Origin of the sequence: Bacillus sp. RAR_M1_44 (assembly GCF_020165935.1) — a bacterium.
GTDB lineage: Bacteria > Bacillota > Bacilli > Bacillales > Bacillaceae > Bacillus > Bacillus altitudinis.
Genome location: NZ_JAIUKX010000001.1, coordinates 2269433 through 2285025, shown reverse-complemented (window position 1 = coordinate 2285025; position 15593 = coordinate 2269433). Strand labels below are relative to the sequence as shown.

The 15593-nt window shown below is 43.5% G+C and carries 14 protein-coding genes; 2 read left to right on the top strand and 12 right to left on the bottom strand.

The window, feature by feature from the left end; genetic code table 11:
* Positions 1-6: 6 nt before the first annotated feature.
* From LCD34_RS12145 to LCD34_RS12130, 4 genes are all read right to left on the bottom strand, one after another.
* Entirely contained in the window at positions 7-1440 is a 1434-nt protein-coding gene (locus tag LCD34_RS12145; protein ID WP_224559175.1) for an aldehyde dehydrogenase family protein, read from the bottom strand.
* On the bottom strand, positions 1437-2294 hold the full coding sequence (locus LCD34_RS12140; protein WP_017358571.1) for a citryl-CoA lyase: 858 nt from the start codon (positions 2292-2294) through the stop codon (positions 1437-1439). The genes LCD34_RS12145 and LCD34_RS12140 overlap by 4 nt, the downstream gene beginning before the upstream one ends.
* Positions 2295-2618: 324 nt before the next feature.
* The gene (nadE, locus tag LCD34_RS12135; protein ID WP_007498287.1) at positions 2619-3440 is read right to left on the bottom strand and encodes an ammonia-dependent NAD(+) synthetase; all 822 of its coding nucleotides are present in this window, start codon (positions 3438-3440) and stop codon (positions 2619-2621) included.
* Positions 3441-3635: 195 nt separating this feature from the next.
* The gene (locus LCD34_RS12130) at positions 3636-4232 is read right to left on the bottom strand and encodes a DUF1989 domain-containing protein (RefSeq protein ID WP_008342104.1); all 597 of its coding nucleotides are present in this window, start codon (positions 4230-4232) and stop codon (positions 3636-3638) included.
* A gap of 82 nt (positions 4233-4314) precedes the next feature.
* Between LCD34_RS12130 and LCD34_RS12125 the strand changes: the two genes are divergently transcribed.
* Positions 4315-5664 (top strand): amino acid permease, encoded by a 1350-nt coding sequence (locus tag LCD34_RS12125; RefSeq protein ID WP_007498290.1) that lies wholly within the window; start codon positions 4315-4317, stop codon positions 5662-5664.
* On the opposite strand, the gene LCD34_RS12120 is transcribed toward LCD34_RS12125, so the two are convergent.
* The 7 genes from LCD34_RS12120 to LCD34_RS12085 all read right to left on the bottom strand — a co-directional run bounded on the left by LCD34_RS12120 (position 5659) and on the right by LCD34_RS12085 (position 12591).
* Positions 5659-6417, bottom strand: a complete 759-nt coding sequence (locus tag LCD34_RS12120; protein ID WP_024718983.1) for a YqcI/YcgG family protein — start codon at positions 6415-6417, stop codon at positions 5659-5661. The two genes, LCD34_RS12125 and LCD34_RS12120, sit on opposite strands and share 6 nt — an antisense overlap.
* Before the next feature lie 505 nt (positions 6418-6922).
* A complete protein-coding gene (locus tag LCD34_RS12110; RefSeq protein ID WP_318010722.1) occupies positions 6923-7306 on the bottom strand; it encodes a UPF0715 family protein in 384 nt (127 codons plus the stop codon).
* Positions 7307-7381: 75 nt separating this feature from the next.
* The gene (locus LCD34_RS12105) at positions 7382-8011 is read right to left on the bottom strand and encodes a LysE family translocator (protein WP_008342111.1); all 630 of its coding nucleotides are present in this window, start codon (positions 8009-8011) and stop codon (positions 7382-7384) included.
* Positions 8012-8136: 125 nt separating this feature from the next.
* Positions 8137-9324 (bottom strand): MFS transporter, encoded by a 1188-nt coding sequence (locus LCD34_RS12100; protein ID WP_108611512.1) that lies wholly within the window; start codon positions 9322-9324, stop codon positions 8137-8139.
* Positions 9325-9381: 57 nt separating this feature from the next.
* The gene (locus tag LCD34_RS12095) at positions 9382-10428 is read right to left on the bottom strand and encodes a Gfo/Idh/MocA family protein (RefSeq protein WP_224559169.1); all 1047 of its coding nucleotides are present in this window, start codon (positions 10426-10428) and stop codon (positions 9382-9384) included.
* Positions 10425-11291, bottom strand: coding sequence for an HAD-IIB family hydrolase (locus LCD34_RS12090; protein WP_017366565.1), 867 nt, complete (start codon positions 11289-11291; stop codon positions 10425-10427). The genes LCD34_RS12095 and LCD34_RS12090 overlap by 4 nt, the downstream gene beginning before the upstream one ends.
* Complete coding sequence (locus LCD34_RS12085) at positions 11266-12591, bottom strand: DegT/DnrJ/EryC1/StrS family aminotransferase (RefSeq protein WP_224559167.1); 1326 nt, start codon at positions 12589-12591, stop codon at positions 11266-11268. Before LCD34_RS12085 ends, LCD34_RS12090 begins: the two co-directional genes overlap by 26 nt.
* A gap of 109 nt (positions 12592-12700) precedes the next feature.
* Here LCD34_RS12085 and LCD34_RS12080 point away from each other — a divergent pair, with 109 nt between their 5' ends.
* The gene (locus tag LCD34_RS12080) at positions 12701-13690 is read left to right on the top strand and encodes a LacI family DNA-binding transcriptional regulator (RefSeq protein WP_050826907.1); all 990 of its coding nucleotides are present in this window, start codon (positions 12701-12703) and stop codon (positions 13688-13690) included.
* 243 nt (positions 13691-13933) lie between these two features.
* Here LCD34_RS12080 and LCD34_RS12075 read toward each other — a convergent pair whose 3' ends face one another.
* Positions 13934-15556, bottom strand: a complete 1623-nt coding sequence (locus LCD34_RS12075) for an L-lactate permease (protein WP_224559165.1) — start codon at positions 15554-15556, stop codon at positions 13934-13936.
* Between the last annotated feature and the right edge of the window lie 37 nt (positions 15557-15593).

The following is a 15593-nucleotide window of genomic DNA, read 5'->3' as shown; positions in this document are numbered from 1 at the left end:
CCCCCTTTATAGCCCATTTGGCAGCACAACCATTTTGGTTTCGGTCATCTCCTCGATGGCGAAACGCGGGCCTTCCCTTCCAATACCGCTTCGTTTAATCCCGCCATATGGCCAGTGATCTAGTCTGAAATTCGATGTCCCATTGATGACTACGCCGCCAGTTTCAAGCTCTTTTGCTGCGTGTAACGCAACATCTAGCTGATTCGTAAAGACACCTGCCTGCAAACCATATCGACTATCGTTTGCTTCTTTGATTGCCTCATCCAGCTCCTCATATGGGAGAATGCTGACAACTGGACCGAACACTTCTTCACAGACGACCTTGGCTTGTTTTGGCGGGTTTAGCAAAATAGCCGGTGTGATGCTTGCGCCATTTCGTTGTCCTCCAGATAGAAGCTCGGCACCCATTTTCTCTGCCTCTTGTATCCATGCCTCCACACGTTTTGCTGCCTGTACATCAACCATACAGCCGATATCACTTTCACTAGACAGCGGATCTCCAACGACGAGCTGTTCTACTTTTTGTTTAAGTGTCTCAGTAAACATCGACAAAATTTGCTTGTGAACATAAATTCTTTGAACAGAAATACAACTTTGACCAGAGTTGCTAAAGCCCGTTTTGGCGCAAAGAGATGCGGCTTGCTCGATATCTGCATCATGATGAACAATCGTCGCTCCGTTTCCTCCGAGTTCCAGCAGTACCTTTTTTAATCCAGCCGAGTTTGAAATATGTTCTCCGCCCACCGCACCGCCAGTAAAAGAAACAAGATTGGTTCTTTCATCAGTGACTAACTGTCTGCCGGCGTCTACTCCTCCAATCACAAGCTGCAGGCTCTTTTCAGGAAACCCTGCTTCAAGCAGGAGCTTAACAAACGCTGTGGCAACAGCTGATGTTTGCGGTGCTGGTTTTAAAATAATGGCATTCCCTGCCGCAAAAGCTGGACCGATTTTGTGACAAATTAAGTTGAGAGGCGCATTAAAAGGCGTAATCGCCAGCACAACCCCAACCGGCACTTTAAATGTCATCGCCATTGCTCTCTGTCCACGGGAAGATACATTGCCAGGAATAGTCTCACCGATTAGTCGATTGGCTTCTTCGGCTGACTGCGCCAGCGTTTCGATTGATCGTGAGACTTCATCTCTTGTATTTTTAAGCGGTTTGCCTAATTCTAAAGAAATGAGTTTTGCAAAATGCTCTTTTTGTTCTTCCAATAAGACGGCTGCCTTTGTTAGAAGCGTTGAGCGTTCTAATGCTGATATTGCCGCTATTTGTTTTTTAGCTTGCTGCGCAATAGAAAGCGCCTGTTCTATATCTTCTGAGGAGGCAAGATAGGATGTACCGATCATTTCCCCAGAGTATGGATTGATAATGTCTTCTTTGACATGGTTTGCATCCAGCCATTCGCCGTTTATATATGACAACGCTTTCAATTCACTCAAATTCTCTCACCCTCCTTCAAGTGACGCGTCCCGACTCCCGCATAACGAACAAGTCTTTCTTCATTCGGACAAGGACCTTTCACTAGGGCACCTTTTGTCAGCTCTTCATATGCATGCGCCACGATGCCCATTCCTCTCGATAAGGAAAAGATGCCTTTTGCCGCTTCAGCTGGAATGCTTAATTCACATTGGATCGCAGCAGATACACCATCTATGTTCATCGTGATTTTTTTCCCTTTTAATTGTTCAAGTTCATGCCTAATCGCCTCAGCTAACCGTAAGTACGTTCCGCTGATATCACCTTGCTGCACATATGTTTGACTCAGCTCATACAGACGCCTCACTCTCGGATCATCATCATGCAGCTGATGTCCGATTCCCGGAATTTTTTCCTTGCGGGCTAACCACGTCTGACATACTTGCTTTGCAGCAGACTTGATATCCTCGTGTTCATCGTAGGCTGCTTTGGCTTCGTATAACATACGCATCGCCTTTTCTCCGGCTCCGCCATGAATATCACCTAATAGATTCACCCCTGTTGCAACAGAAGAATTAAACGAAATGCCGCACGTAACCGCCATTCTTGCCGCTGCAATAGACGGTGCTCTTGGCCCATGATCCGCACCTGCGACCAGAACACTTTCAAAAAGAGCTGCCTTCGAATCATCTAGTAATTCACCAACAAGCAGTAAATAAAGCATTTGTGGATACGATAATTGACCAATAAGCTCTTCAATTGGATAGCCCCGAAGTTCAATTGAATTTTTTTGAATATGACTAATCTCAGTCTCCCACCAAGCGCCTCCTTCTTTGTATATTTCCAGTGCACTTCGATTTTTCATTGTGTGAATCATTCCTTTAGCCTCTTATTTGGAGATGAACGACTCCTTTAATTCCGTCTAGTGGAATTCAATTTCACTTTTTGGAATGTGTTTTCATTGTAAGCGCATTCGTTTTTATCGTCAATCATTTTTTCTGAAAATACTGTCTTTTGATGAGAAATTAAGTGAATCGAACTAATTATTTCACCACTTATTCTTCAAAATATCCTTTATTTAGTCAAACAGACTTGTGTAGATCGTTCTACTAATTAATGAACCATTTTCGATTCATTCTGTCAAATTCAGCTGAAATTTGACATAAAAAGACCCCTCCATCTTCTGGAGAAGTCACTTATTTTATTTCCACCAGTCATCAAACATAGAAGCTGGTACTTGACGTTTATGTTCTGATTGAACATAGCGTTTTTCAATCGCTTCTGCTGCTTGATCTGAAACTGGTTTTCCTTCTAAGTAATCATCAATTTCATTGTACGTAATACCAAGTTCTGTTTCATCCGTTTGCTGAGGCTTGTCATCCAGCAGATCGGCTGTCGGTTTCTTTAAGTATAATCGCTCCGGCGCCTGAAGGGTCTCAAGCAGCAACCGTCCTTGGCGTTTCGTTAAACCTGTGAGCGGAAGGACATCTGCACCGCCATCCCCATACTTCGTGAAAAAGCCCGTCACAGCTTCGGCTGCATGATCCGTTCCAATGACAAGTAAGCCTTCCTGTCCACCGACGGCATACTGTGCGATCATTCTCATGCGTGCTTTGACGTTCCCTTTATTAAAATCAGACAGCGCACCGCCTGTTTCCTTTTGATATTGTTCACTGAATGCCGTCACGGCAGGCGCGATGTCATATTTCCAAGACTTGTCCGGCTGAATAAATGATAGAGCCAGCTGCGCATCGTCTTCATCTTGCTGCGTGCCATGCGGAAGACGGACTGCAATAAAGACAGCATCCTCTTTTCCTTCTTGACGAAGCTCACTTACAGCGAGCTGAGCGAGACGGCCGGCAAGCGTTGAATCCTGTCCGCCACTAATACCGAGAACGAATCCTTTTGCACCGGTCTTTTTCAAGTAAGCCTTTAGAAATCCAACCCGTTTTTCGATCTCCTGCTTTGGGTCAATTGAGGGCTGCACATGCAACTCTTGGCTGATTTTTTTCTGCAAACTCATACACTTTTCCTCCTAAGCATCCTCTACATGAAGAGAACAGGTTTTACTTCCATTTCAATTGATTTACCTACGATTTTAGCCACTTTATTATATCATGTTTTGATAAAGGATATTTTTTAGACGTTCCCCTTTTTCATAAATGATCAAACATTCACAAACGAAATAGACCAAGCCGCTTTGACTGGTCTTTCCTTTTCAATCGATCTCCACTCGGATGGATGTACAGCTTGAGCCATTGCATTTTCCAATGTCGGCAGGACATGCAGACACCGCGACAATGAGGTCCATTTCTGCACGCAGGCGGATGTAATCACCGGAGAGCGATTTTGGCAGCTCGACAGACAACTTTCCTTTGTCATCAATGACTGTATTCATAAAGACATTAAAAGGATAATACATATCCTCTTTTGGAATCCCGAATGGCTCAAAGGCCGTCCTGAGATTATCGTAGCATGTATGCATGACCTCTAGGTGCGTACGCCCATATAAGAGTTGATACATTTCTTGCCGGCACGCAGGCATATATAAATCATGACATTCGACTGTATCTTCAATGACCGTAAACATTGGTTTATATAAATTAGAATAAAGCTGATCTCCCTTTTTCACCTTGGAAGAGAACAGGCTGTCCATTGTAGCGCCTTGATCAAATTTTTCATAAAAATCCTTTTCATGATAGGCCATCACATCTGCTACTTGCTGCCCTTCGACATCAACCACTCGCATACATTGTCCTTTTCCTAACCGAAAACCAAGCCCATCCTTTGGTAAAATCACGTATTCTCCGTTCATCACATGCACTCCTTTCCATGTTGACAGTATGCCCAAAACGTCCTCTTGATCATGTATAAAAAAAAGAGGGGGTCACAAGCTAATGCTATTGAATCAGAAAGGTGTTGCACATGCATTGAAAGAAGAACAATCTTTATCTTGGTGGCAGCTTTCTCTTATCGGAGTCGGCTGTACAATCGGCACTGGTTTCTTCCTTGGTTCCAGCATCGCCATTACAAAGTCCGGTTACTCCGTCTGCATTTCATTTTTGCTTGCGGCAGTCGGCACATATCTCGTCTTTAAACACCTGGCTGCGATGACAGCCGAAAACCCAGATAAAGGATCATTTTGTTCCTATGCCCGAAAAGCCTATGGGCGCTGGGCGGGATTTAGTAATGGCTGGGTGTATTGGTTTTCAGAAATGCTCATCACAGGGAGTCAGCTGACGGCGATTTCTCTTTTTACTCGTCACTGGTTTCCATCCATTCCACTTTGGGTATTTTCAGCGATTTATTCCGCTCTTGCCCTGCTTGTGATTATCATTGGGCTTTCTTCTTTTCAAAAGACGGAAAATGTCCTTGCCGTGCTGAAGACCGGGGCGATCCTATTGTTTGTCGTCCTTGCCGTTCTTGTTTTATGCGGCATTCTCACAGAGCATAGGCCCACCCTCCACCTGCCAAATAAAGACCATGAATGGATGCCGCTCGGCCCACTCGGTCTATGGAATGGACTGATTTATGCGTTTTATGCTTTCGGGGGGATTGAAGTCATGGGGCTGATGGCGGTTCATTTAAAAGACCCGAAGGACGCCGCAAAATCTGGACGTGTGATGCTGATCATTCTTGCTGTCATTTATATCGTCTCCATCGGACTTGCGCTTTTGCTGGTGCCAGTGACAGCCTTTAACGAGAATAGCAGTCCATTTATTACATCACTGGAGCCATTTCATTTATCCATTTTTCTTCATATCTTTAATGGCATTTTCATTATTGCCGGGTTTTCCACATTGGTTGCCTCCCTCTATGCGGTCACAACACTGCTCGGCACGATGTCGGAGCATCAGGATGCACCTGCTTGTTTTAAACAAAAAGAACCATCTCATGTCAGATGGTCTTCAATTCTTTTAACTGCTGCAGGGTTGATTGTCTCCATTTTGCTGGCACTCTTTTTGTCCAAACACATTTACGAGCATCTCACAACAGCAGCCGGCTTAACCCTTTTGTACACATGGGTGTTTATTCTGCTTTCGAGCAAAAAGCTGTCAAAGCCATCCACTCGCCAAACGTGCGAAATGGTTCTTGCCCTGATCTTAATTGGTGCAGCTGTTTCAGGCACTCTGACAGAGGCAAGCGGACGACCCGGCTTTTTTATAAGCCTTGGAATCATTGCTGTAATTGGCATCATGGTACTCTTTATGAGAAAAAAGTGGAAACAGGATCAGGCCGCATCATAATTTCATCATGTTTTTTAAAGCAGTAAATGGACATTTGGCGGAGGCTGGTTTCTCCGCCTCATCATCTGAAAGAAAGTATTGTTTCCATTCTAAATTTTTCTGATCCCCATACCATTTTAATGCTGGGTGTACATCTACTTGATCATACGCCTTCAGCCTCTTCCGAACGAGTTTACTCATTTTTTGACCAAATGTGGTGGAACCGTTCATTTTTTCAAACACCCACCTTGGTTGAAAGGCCCACATCACATAAGGAAAATGACGGCTTTTTCTTAGCTTATGCGCTGGTGTCGCGCATAAAATAAAATAAGGCTCCCCATGAAAACAAAATTCCCATTCATGATTTTCAGGATCTGATGGAATTTCCTCTGGCCATTTCATTTCATCTTTTTGATGTAATTGCTGAACAACCGACCAAAACTGCTCCTCATACTCTTCGAGCGAATACTCCTTCATATCCTGTGGTGTTTCAAAAAAGCAAATGAACGAAGCATATTGACCGGTTTCCCTAGAGCAGCTTTGGTATTCCCTTAAAAGCTCTGCTAATTCATTCACGGCCTCTTCTCCCCGCGGATCACCGACAAATCCATAACGCAAATGATCGAGAAAAAATCCTTGTCTGCCTGGTACACACGGAAATGTATCTGCCTCATCCCCTACCATCTCTCCAAACTGTGTGAAGGCATCCTGCTTCCATTCCTCTAGTGATCGTAGATTTTGATCAAGGCAACTTTTTGCATACAGCTGGGCCATTTTCTTCCACCTCGTTTTAGCGTCTTCTCCATAGCCTATGAGGAGGAAAAAGCTGTGGTGACTGTCCTTCAACGACTTTCACTGGACATTCACAAGGTGGTTGATTTGACGGATGAAGCAGGAATTCACTTCCATTTATCTAATCATGTATGAGTATGCTTCTGCATATCATCATTTAGCCGCCTCTATCTAATAGAGTCGGCCATCATAAAAGAAATGGGTGAATGACATGCGTCTTCTTTTTCTCCATCCGATGTATCTGATCTTATTTACACTACCAGTGATGGCTTTCCTTTGGGGATTTGTTGGTTATCTGCTATTTAAACGGATATGGCCTGTCCTCATATTAACGTCCGTGATCTCGATGATTTTCATCTTCGTTTATACTGGATTTGACCTTAGCAATCTATACTGGGTCCTTCTGATGACGGCTCTTGCTTTTGTATCAAGCGGATTCTCGAAGGTCATACACGTTCATGTTCAAGAGAAAAAACGGGAAAAGCCATTATGATTGTTTCTTCTTTAAAAAAACGGAATCAAGCAACCAATAAATGAAGGCCGCACAAAAGCTAAATAGATAAATCTTGTAGCTAATAAAGACGACAACACCATAATCAATCCATAAAGCAAGCGCCGTACAAACCACCCACGCCCCGATAAAATAAACCAATAAATCACGGCGTCGAAACTTCTCAGGATGACGGTGTAAAACCATTTGGATAGGTGCAGCAAATAGGACATAAGCGATCAAAATAAAAAGACTGGTGACCTCCACATAACTGAATCTGGATTCAGGTGGGGCAAACAACATGGTATAAACGAATGTCGCTGTGATCACAGACAACATCAGCATACACACATAGTTGAATGCTGGCAGGAACATACGCATGGCAAAAACTATATTGTCAAATATGAAAAAGGGCTAAAATGATTTAGATTTTAGCCCTTTTTCTTATCAACCATTCTATCCAATGAGCGCCATGATCCCTTGATATCCAAAGTAAGCACCGAAGCCGAGTAAAGAGAGACCTGCTAGAACGGATAAGCCGTGCAAAATCCGTTCATTTAAATATCGTCTAAACGTACTGGCGAGCAGCGCCATACAGAAATCCCATAAGAGCATGCCGATGAAAATAGCAATGCTGTACATCAGCATTTGAGATGCCCCGTACTTTTCAATCGTATTGGCTAAAATACTGCCATAGATCCCAAGCCAAAATAATATACTAAGCGGATTGGAAAGGGAAATGAAAAATCCCGTCATGAACGAATGCCCGATCGACGTGTTTCCTCCGTCCTTCTTTGGGCTTTCATGCAAATTGATTTTACGAAGGCTTTCAATACCGGTATAGGTCAGAACGAAAAAGCCGAACAGCCACAAAAAGGTTTTCACAAGAGGTGCAGTCAAAAGCTGGGCGACACCAAAATAGATGAGGATCATATAGACAATATCCGCAGCCATAGCCCCCACACCAAAAATCCAAGCGTGCCAAAATCCACTTTTAATCCCTCTGTCGATTTGGGCTGCATTGACTGGCCCAACAGGCGCTGAAAGTGACAACCCTAAAAAGATATAACCAAAAAACACCGCCACATAGACGTCCTCCTTTTGATGCTGACTTGTACATGTTATTCACGCTTTCGTTGTTTTAGTACAAGTCCTTCGTCACCTTTTCTGAAGATAAGCTATACAAAAGGAGGAGCCACCAGATCAGCTGCTTATCGATCGGCTTTCATCGCCGGCGGCTGTGTGGGTATGGTTTCTTTTTTCCGAGATCGATTCATTTGAATGGCAGCCGCAAAAAGGAGAACAGCTAAAAAGGCGAAAACAAAGACGGCGCTTGCCGCACCTGCCCACTCAAGGCTAAACCCAATCAAAAAGGACAAACAGGCTCCACCTAAACTAGCGGCGGCAATAAAATAACTCGTTGCCTCGTCGATGGCATTTTCAATCATTAATGCAGATGCCGTCAAGGCAATGGGGAACATGCCAGCTGCGCACAGACCGATGAAAAAGATAAGAATCAGCTGCGCAGCGATGTGGGTGGCTAGAGCAAATACGGCGAGCAGCACAATCATAAGTGCTGCACTTAGTTTTAAAAAACGCAGCGGATGCAGCTGATCGGCTTTTCTCGCAATGACAGTTCTGCCAATGACGATCGCTGTCCAAAAAGTAGAGACCGCAAAAAGACCCCAGTTATCTCCCCCTTTTTCCAGCATGATCGACGGTAAAAAATTCGCAAAGTTCGTTTCAATTCCTGCGTAGAAAAACGCAAAACAGATCATAAGCACGACAATCATTCGATTCCCTCGATCAAACAGCAAAGATGGTTTCTTCATGTCTTGAGAAGGAGCTGCCATCTGTCCTTGAGGGAGTTTATTCATAAAAGTAAGCCACAGCATAAGGAAAAAAGTCAGTGCACCGACTTGAAATAAAAACACATAATGCCACGTTTCCTCTGTCACAGTCAACAGAATCAATAGAGGAAATAATAATGCACCTAATCCAAAAAAGACCTCCATGATGCTGATTCGCTTTGCACTGTTTGCCATTGAAATGACATACGCCCCGGCCGTCGTCTCAAGACTGCCTGCACCGCTCCCAAGGAAAAAACCTGCCACCACAAGAATCGTCCAACCTGGTACCAAAAGGCCAAGAAGAAGCGCTCCGATCATCAGCAGCAATCCCATCGTCAGAACAGTGCCATAGCCTTTTTTCCTCACAAGAATGGGCGACAAAAGAACGCCTGTCAAAAAACCAATAAACTGAAAGAAGATTAAAGAAGATAATTCCCCAGGACCCTTATCATAACTAGACAGCAAATAAGGCGTTAAACTGCCAAAAAACACATGGATGGTCCCAATAAAAAAATAAAAGATACAGCCAAAATAAAACACCTTTTTCATCTTTTCACTTCCTCTAAAAAGGAGCGGAGTCATGATATCCTCCGCTCCACCTCTCCATTAATATGCACGGGCAGAGACGACAGCCTCTTCCCTCTCGAAGCATGTATTCAGCGCAGCCTGCGCGCGATAACCATCTTCAAAATCAGCTACCTTCATATGAGATGGATATGAGTTTGTATTTACCCAATGCATCAGCTGATCACGGAATGTATCAGACCATCCATAAAATTCATTTGGTGGATCTGTCAGCAATGTTTGCGGCATTTGATGACGCTCTACACACAAGCCATCACTGATCTCATATTCGTTTTTCATGTTTGTATGGTATTTAAAAACCTTGTCATGTCCCACTACTTCTACACTAAATCCACATTCCTCGGGCTGCGTACTTTTGGACGTCACCAAATGAAAGAACACTTGATTCTCCATTTGCCCAAAAATTTCGGTATGGTCATCAACCTGTACCTTTTTCTCTTCCTTTTCCTTTACATGTGTCAGCATCTTCGTATTAAGGGATTCTTTTTTCATTTCACTGCCAAATAAGTACCACAGCATATCAATCAAATGAATCCCTAAATCTCCTAATGCACCACTTGTACGCAGACTTTCGCCGCTGTCTCTCCACGAAAATGTCTTTCTTCTAAGGGCACTATTTTTCTTAAAATGTGTCCGTACTGTCAAAACGCGTCCTAATTCACCATTGGCAATCAAGTTCTTCAAAATATTCACAAAAGATAAATAGCGATAGTTAAAGCCCATACTGGCTTGAACCTGGAACTGTTTGGCTGTCTCCACCATTTCCTTCGCTTCTTTTAACGATACAGCCATCGGTTTTTCGCATAAAATCGGCTGTCCTGTTCTAAGCGCCTGAAGGGCATGGTCCTTGTGACAGAAGTTAGGGGAAGCAATGATCAATCCATCTGATGCATCCGCTAGTGTTTCGATACTGGAATACACCCGTCCGCCGTACTGTTTAATAAATCCTTGTGCAACGGATTCGTGCAAGTCATAGACCCCAGATAATTCTGCACCTTTGATCGTTGATAATGCTCTAGCATGTGCTTTTGCAATATTCCCTGCTCCAACAATTCCAATTTTCTTCATGAATGTGCCTCCTCATGTTTATACATCACTGTTTTCAATGTTTCATAGATTCCTTTTGCATACCCATGATGACAAATTTGATGATGGTGCCGTTTGGCTTCGGCTGTTGCATTTTGGACAAGAAAGCCGTGCGTGACGGATTGAAGCATCCGCAGGTCATTCCCACTATCACCAAAAGCAAAGCCCTTATCTTTTGACAGGTTATATTGATTCAGCATAAACCGAACGATTTCATCCTTCCCTGTTCCCACTGGTAAAAAATCAACGTCATAGCAATCCGCCGGGTCTCCCGCAAGCGGGTTGCATTTGTTGATGTTCACCGCCACTCCCCGCTCCTTCGCAAGTGTTTGGATGAATGATAGATGATGAAGGTCTGTCCGTTCATCCTGCTCCTGATAATAGAAATTCTTTTTATACCCAGAGCTGCCCAGCTGCGTTTGCGGCCTAAGAGTGATCCCCTTTTCACGTACGCTTTGCAGAATATCTTCGATTTTTTCGTCTGAAAAGCCCTGTGCATCAAGCCGTTTCATCCATTCTGCATCCGGCTGTCCAAATTTCCCATCTGATGTATACACGATTTCAGTTCCTAAATTCGACGCAATAAAATGCGGGAATTGATAGAAACCACCTTTCTCCATTTTGCTCGTAACAGAATCGAGGCTGCTTCCCGTCACCCAGCCCAGCATGAGCTGTCCGGCTTCGCTCTTTTCTGCCACAAAAGCTTCCAGCCGTTTTACATCCTCTCTCTGCTCCTCGGTCATTCCGTGAGAATAATAGGTCTCATCGAAATCACAGAAGACGATCCACTGCGGATGTTGCGGTTGATGCACAAGCTTTTTATTGAATGGAAGATTTGATAACATGATGGACCCCCTCGATGACTTTCTCCTGATCTTGCAGCGGCATACCTGGGTAAAGCGGCAAATGGAGTAATTGCTGTACGGTTTTTTCCGTATGTGGAAGTGCCGTTTGTTTATACTTTTGAGAAACAAGATTCGTTTGATGCTGATGCGATAAAATCGGGTAATAGACATCTGTTTCTATGCCCATTTCCAGTAATTTCTCTGCCAGCTCATCTCGGCTTCCCTTCACCACTCTGATCGGGAATAGATGCCATACATGATCGTCTGTCAGCTTCGGAAGCTTTATATAGCCTTCATCTTCCAGCGTTTGCAGCTGATCTATGTATCTCTTTGCCAAGTAAAAGCGTTTAAAGTTTTGTAAACCTAAATATTTCATTCGTTCTAGCCCGATTGCGGCCTGTAAGTTATCAATCTTGGAATTAAAGCCATAGTCACTGCGCTTCACGTTTTTCTTTCCTGGTTCAAAACCGTGATAGCTGATTTCCATGCATTTTTCTGCTAGGGCTTCATCATTTGTCGCAATGGCTCCTGCCTTCCCGCAAACTCCAAGGTTTTTGTAAGGATTAAAGCTGAGAACAAGTCCATCCCCAAATGCCCCAAGCCCGCTGCTGCCAATCGCCTGACAGCCATCCTCAATGATCAATAGACCATGCCGTTTCGCAATCGTCGAAATGGCCTTCATATCCGCTTGCTTTCCATACAAATGAACCGGGAGAATACATACTGTCTTATCTGTGATATGCTTTTCTATTTCATTCGCCGCTAGGCAGTAGGTGTCTGGATCAATATCGGCATAGACTGGAACCGCACCAATCGCAAGCACTGCATTTTCTGTTGCAGCAAAGCTGTTAGCAGGTAGGATGACCTCATCTCCAGGATGGACGCCTGCTGATATTAAACTGATCATCAAGGCATCTGTTCCACTTGATGTGGCAATGACATATTTTTTCCCTAAGTATGCTGCGAGCGTCTTTTCAAACTTTGGAATATAAGGGCCTGATGTAAAACGGCCTGAACTTAATACTTCTTTCAGCACCTGCATAATATCATCGATCTCATCCTCTGAAATCAGTTTATCGACCGGCAGGAACGGTATCTTTTTTTCCTTATTTTGTTTATAATGGAAGAGAATTTTTTCCAAACCTGTACGCGCAATATCTTGCTCAAGGAACGCAGCAAGCTTATCATTCGCTAGATTCTTTTCAACTGAATCAGCCTTTACTTGAACACCTTGATTGATCATATCCAGCAACGGTAGATAATCCTTGCTTTTACCTGATATCTTCGTCAATATTTGCATTCCATTCCCTCCAATTAATCAATTCCATTTGTTAATATTTAACTTGTTTCACATTGTAAATGATGTTATCGATTTCAGAACAATAACTTTGTGTAAAGGATTTGTTAATATGTGTACAATTTATGAAATTGCCAAACGCTGCGGGGTTTCAACGACCACTGTTTCTCGGGTGCTGAACAACCATCCATATGTATCCGAAGAAAAGCGCCAGCACATTTTACAGGTGATGAAGGAAATGGAGTATACACCAAGCTCAGCAGCCCGCACCCTTCGGTCACATCAGACAAAAACCATTGCTGTGTCTGTTCCAGCTGTGGACCATCCTTTTTTTGCACAATTGATTAAAGGCATTTCAAAGGAAGCACTGGATCAAGGGTATAAAGCCATCGTGCTCCAGACGTTTTATCAAGAATCAGTAGAACTTGAAGGGCTTCAATTATTAAAAAGAAAAGAAGTAGATGGTGTCATATTGGGGGCGTTAGAAAATAAGTGGGAAACAATCGAGCCATTTTTATCAAACGGCCCGATCGTCATGGCAAATGAGTATCATCAAACAGCAGACATTCCGATTATCGGATATGATGAGCGGGAAGCTGCCTATAAAGCGGTTGACTACTTGATTCAATCAGGGCGTACATCCATTGGATTTTGCTTTGATACAGAAAGCAGTGAAGCACAAAAACAAAGAAAGCAAGGCTATCTTGATGCGCTTTCTGATCACGGTTTGCCGCTTAAAGAAGATTGGCTGTTTGGCGAGGCTTTTACCATTGAAGACGGCTTTCGTTTGATGGACTTAATCCACCGGATGCCGGATGCGCCGGATGCGATTTTCACCGGCAATGATCAAGTTGCAGCAGGCCTCATTAAACAAGCCATTTCATATGGATATGACATTCCTAAGGATGTAGCGGTGATCGGTTATGACAATCAAGACATTTGCGAGGTGACAGCACCAACGATCACGACCATCGACATCCCCATCGTCGAGCTTGGCCAGCAGTCTGTCAAACAAATGATTCAGCTGCTGCAAGATCAAAAACCATTACAACGTGAACATATTCAACTGCCTACTCGGCTTGTCACACGAGAATCCACATAAAAAAAAAGACTGAGAAATCTCTCAGTCTCAGCGTGTAGACAAACCCTCGCATTCTTTGTCAGTCTGGTGCTCACGAATACCGAATTCGCTCCGCTCCAGTGCTCGTCCTTCCTAGATTGCAAAGGTTTTCTTTCACGCTGAAAAGAAGACAAAGGGCTAAAACAAAGTACATTTTAGCCCTTTGTTAACAATCTGAAGACTGAGAAATCTCTCAGTCTTCCATTTTTCAATCAATCGATCAACCTATACAAATTGAGCAAGAATGAATGTCCATATACATACGATGCCGAGCAAAATGAAGCTGTACTTCACTGTTTTTTGGAAGAGCTCAGATTCTTTACCTGTTTCTCCAACAGCTGCTGTTGCAATAGCGATAGATTGTGGAGAAATTAATTTCGCCATCACACCACCGGTCGTATTTGCCCCGATTAACAAACCTGCCTGAGAGCCGATTTGAGAAGCGGTGACCGCTTGAAGGTTGCCGAATAAGGCATTGTTACTCACAACAGATCCCGTAATAAACACGCCGATCCAGCCAAGCACTGGGCTGACAAGCGGGAATAAATCGCCTGTTTTAGCAAGCGCTAGTCCGATAGCAGAACTTAGACCTGCAAAGTTCGCCAAGTTGGCAAAGCCCATGACAAAACAAATCGTAAGAACAGGAACCCAAAGCTCTTTGACCGCTGCATTTAAGCAGGCAGCCCCTTCTTTTAATGTAATATGTCTGCTGAACAATCCTGTCAGCATCACTGCAATTAGAATGGCGGTACCTGTTGCACTAATAACATCAATTTTAAAGATCGCATCAATCGGTGTTTCTGTTTGAGCAATAGGTGGTAATTTCACAATTTGCTGATGCAGAAACGGCATTTTCACTAAAATGGTTGTCCAGTTAAGCGGTCCTCCTTCAGCAAATAATGCTTTAAAAGCTGGTAGGCTCCATACAGTAATGACGGCAGTTAAAATATAAAACGGAGACCATGCTTTCAGCACCTCAACACCACTATACGTTTGTTTCTTCTCAATGGCTGGTGCCCCTTCTTCACGATAAATATATTTCGGCTGCCATTTTCGAAGAAATAAAGCCAAAATTCCCATACTCGCTAAAGCTGAAATAATATTGGCAAGCTCAGGACCCATGGTGACCATTGTAACAGCCTGCAGAATCGCATAGCTTCCACTCACAACAAGCAAGGCTGGAAGCGTTTCTTTGATCCCTTTAAAGCCGTCTACAATGAGAATCAGCAGAAATGGGATACAGAAAGAAATAAACGGAATGGTGTACACAAGGGTTTGAGACAGCTCAAGCGGCGTCATATTCCCCATTTGTGCTCCAGTAATAACCGGGATACCTACTGCACCAAAAGCGCCAGACGCAGCATTTGCAATTAAGCAGAGCATGGCGGCTTTTAGTGGTTTAAACCCAAGCTCTGTTAAAAGAGCGGCACTAATCGCAATCGGTACACCGAATCCAGCGGCTCCCTCTAAAAATGCGTTAAAACTAAAACCAATTAATAAGAGCTGTAACCGTTGATCTTGAGAAATTCCTGCAATACTAGAACGAATGACATCAAACTTTCCAGACTTCACAGCAATTTTATAGAGCCATACGGCCATGATGACGATATATCCAATCGGCCACAGCCCATTAGATACACCGAGCACCACAGCAGATAATGCTTTTTCAATTGGCATATGAAAGAAGAAAACAGCTGTTACAAAACTGACGATCAAGGTAAAACAAGCGGCTAATACCCCTTTTAACTTAAATACAGTTAATGCTAGTAGGAAAAACAAGATTGGAAGCATGGCCACCAATGCACTGACGAACTCATTACCAAACGGATCATATATTTGCTGCCACATAGTGATTCATCCTTTTCTGCTCAGATAGGTTGCCTTT

Bases quoted from the DNA above. Each gene is read 5' to 3' on its own strand.
- LCD34_RS12085 (WP_224559167.1), bottom strand. From the start codon at position 12,591: ATGCAAATATTGACGAAGATATCAGGTAAAAGCAAGGATTATCTACCG.
- LCD34_RS12095 (WP_224559169.1), bottom strand. From the start codon at position 10,428: ATGAAGAAAATTGGAATTGTTGGAGCAGGGAATATTGCAAAAGCACAT.
- LCD34_RS12090 (WP_017366565.1), bottom strand. From the start codon at position 11,291: ATGTTATCAAATCTTCCATTCAATAAAAAGCTTGTGCATCAACCGCAA.
- LCD34_RS12075 (WP_224559165.1), bottom strand. From the start codon at position 15,556: ATGTGGCAGCAAATATATGATCCGTTTGGTAATGAGTTCGTCAGTGCA.
- LCD34_RS12125 (WP_007498290.1), top strand. From the start codon at position 4,315: ATGCTATTGAATCAGAAAGGTGTTGCACATGCATTGAAAGAAGAACAA.
- LCD34_RS12080 (WP_050826907.1), top strand. From the start codon at position 12,701: ATGTGTACAATTTATGAAATTGCCAAACGCTGCGGGGTTTCAACGACC.
- nadE (WP_007498287.1), bottom strand. From the start codon at position 3,440: ATGAGTTTGCAGAAAAAAATCAGCCAAGAGTTGCATGTGCAGCCCTCA.
- LCD34_RS12140 (WP_017358571.1), bottom strand. From the start codon at position 2,294: ATGATTCACACAATGAAAAATCGAAGTGCACTGGAAATATACAAAGAA.
- LCD34_RS12120 (WP_024718983.1), bottom strand. From the start codon at position 6,417: ATGGCCCAGCTGTATGCAAAAAGTTGCCTTGATCAAAATCTACGATCA.
- LCD34_RS12100 (WP_108611512.1), bottom strand. From the start codon at position 9,324: ATGAAAAAGGTGTTTTATTTTGGCTGTATCTTTTATTTTTTTATTGGG.
- LCD34_RS12130 (WP_008342104.1), bottom strand. From the start codon at position 4,232: ATGAACGGAGAATACGTGATTTTACCAAAGGATGGGCTTGGTTTTCGG.
- LCD34_RS12110 (WP_318010722.1), bottom strand. From the start codon at position 7,306: ATGCGTATGTTCCTGCCAGCATTCAACTATGTGTGTATGCTGATGTTG.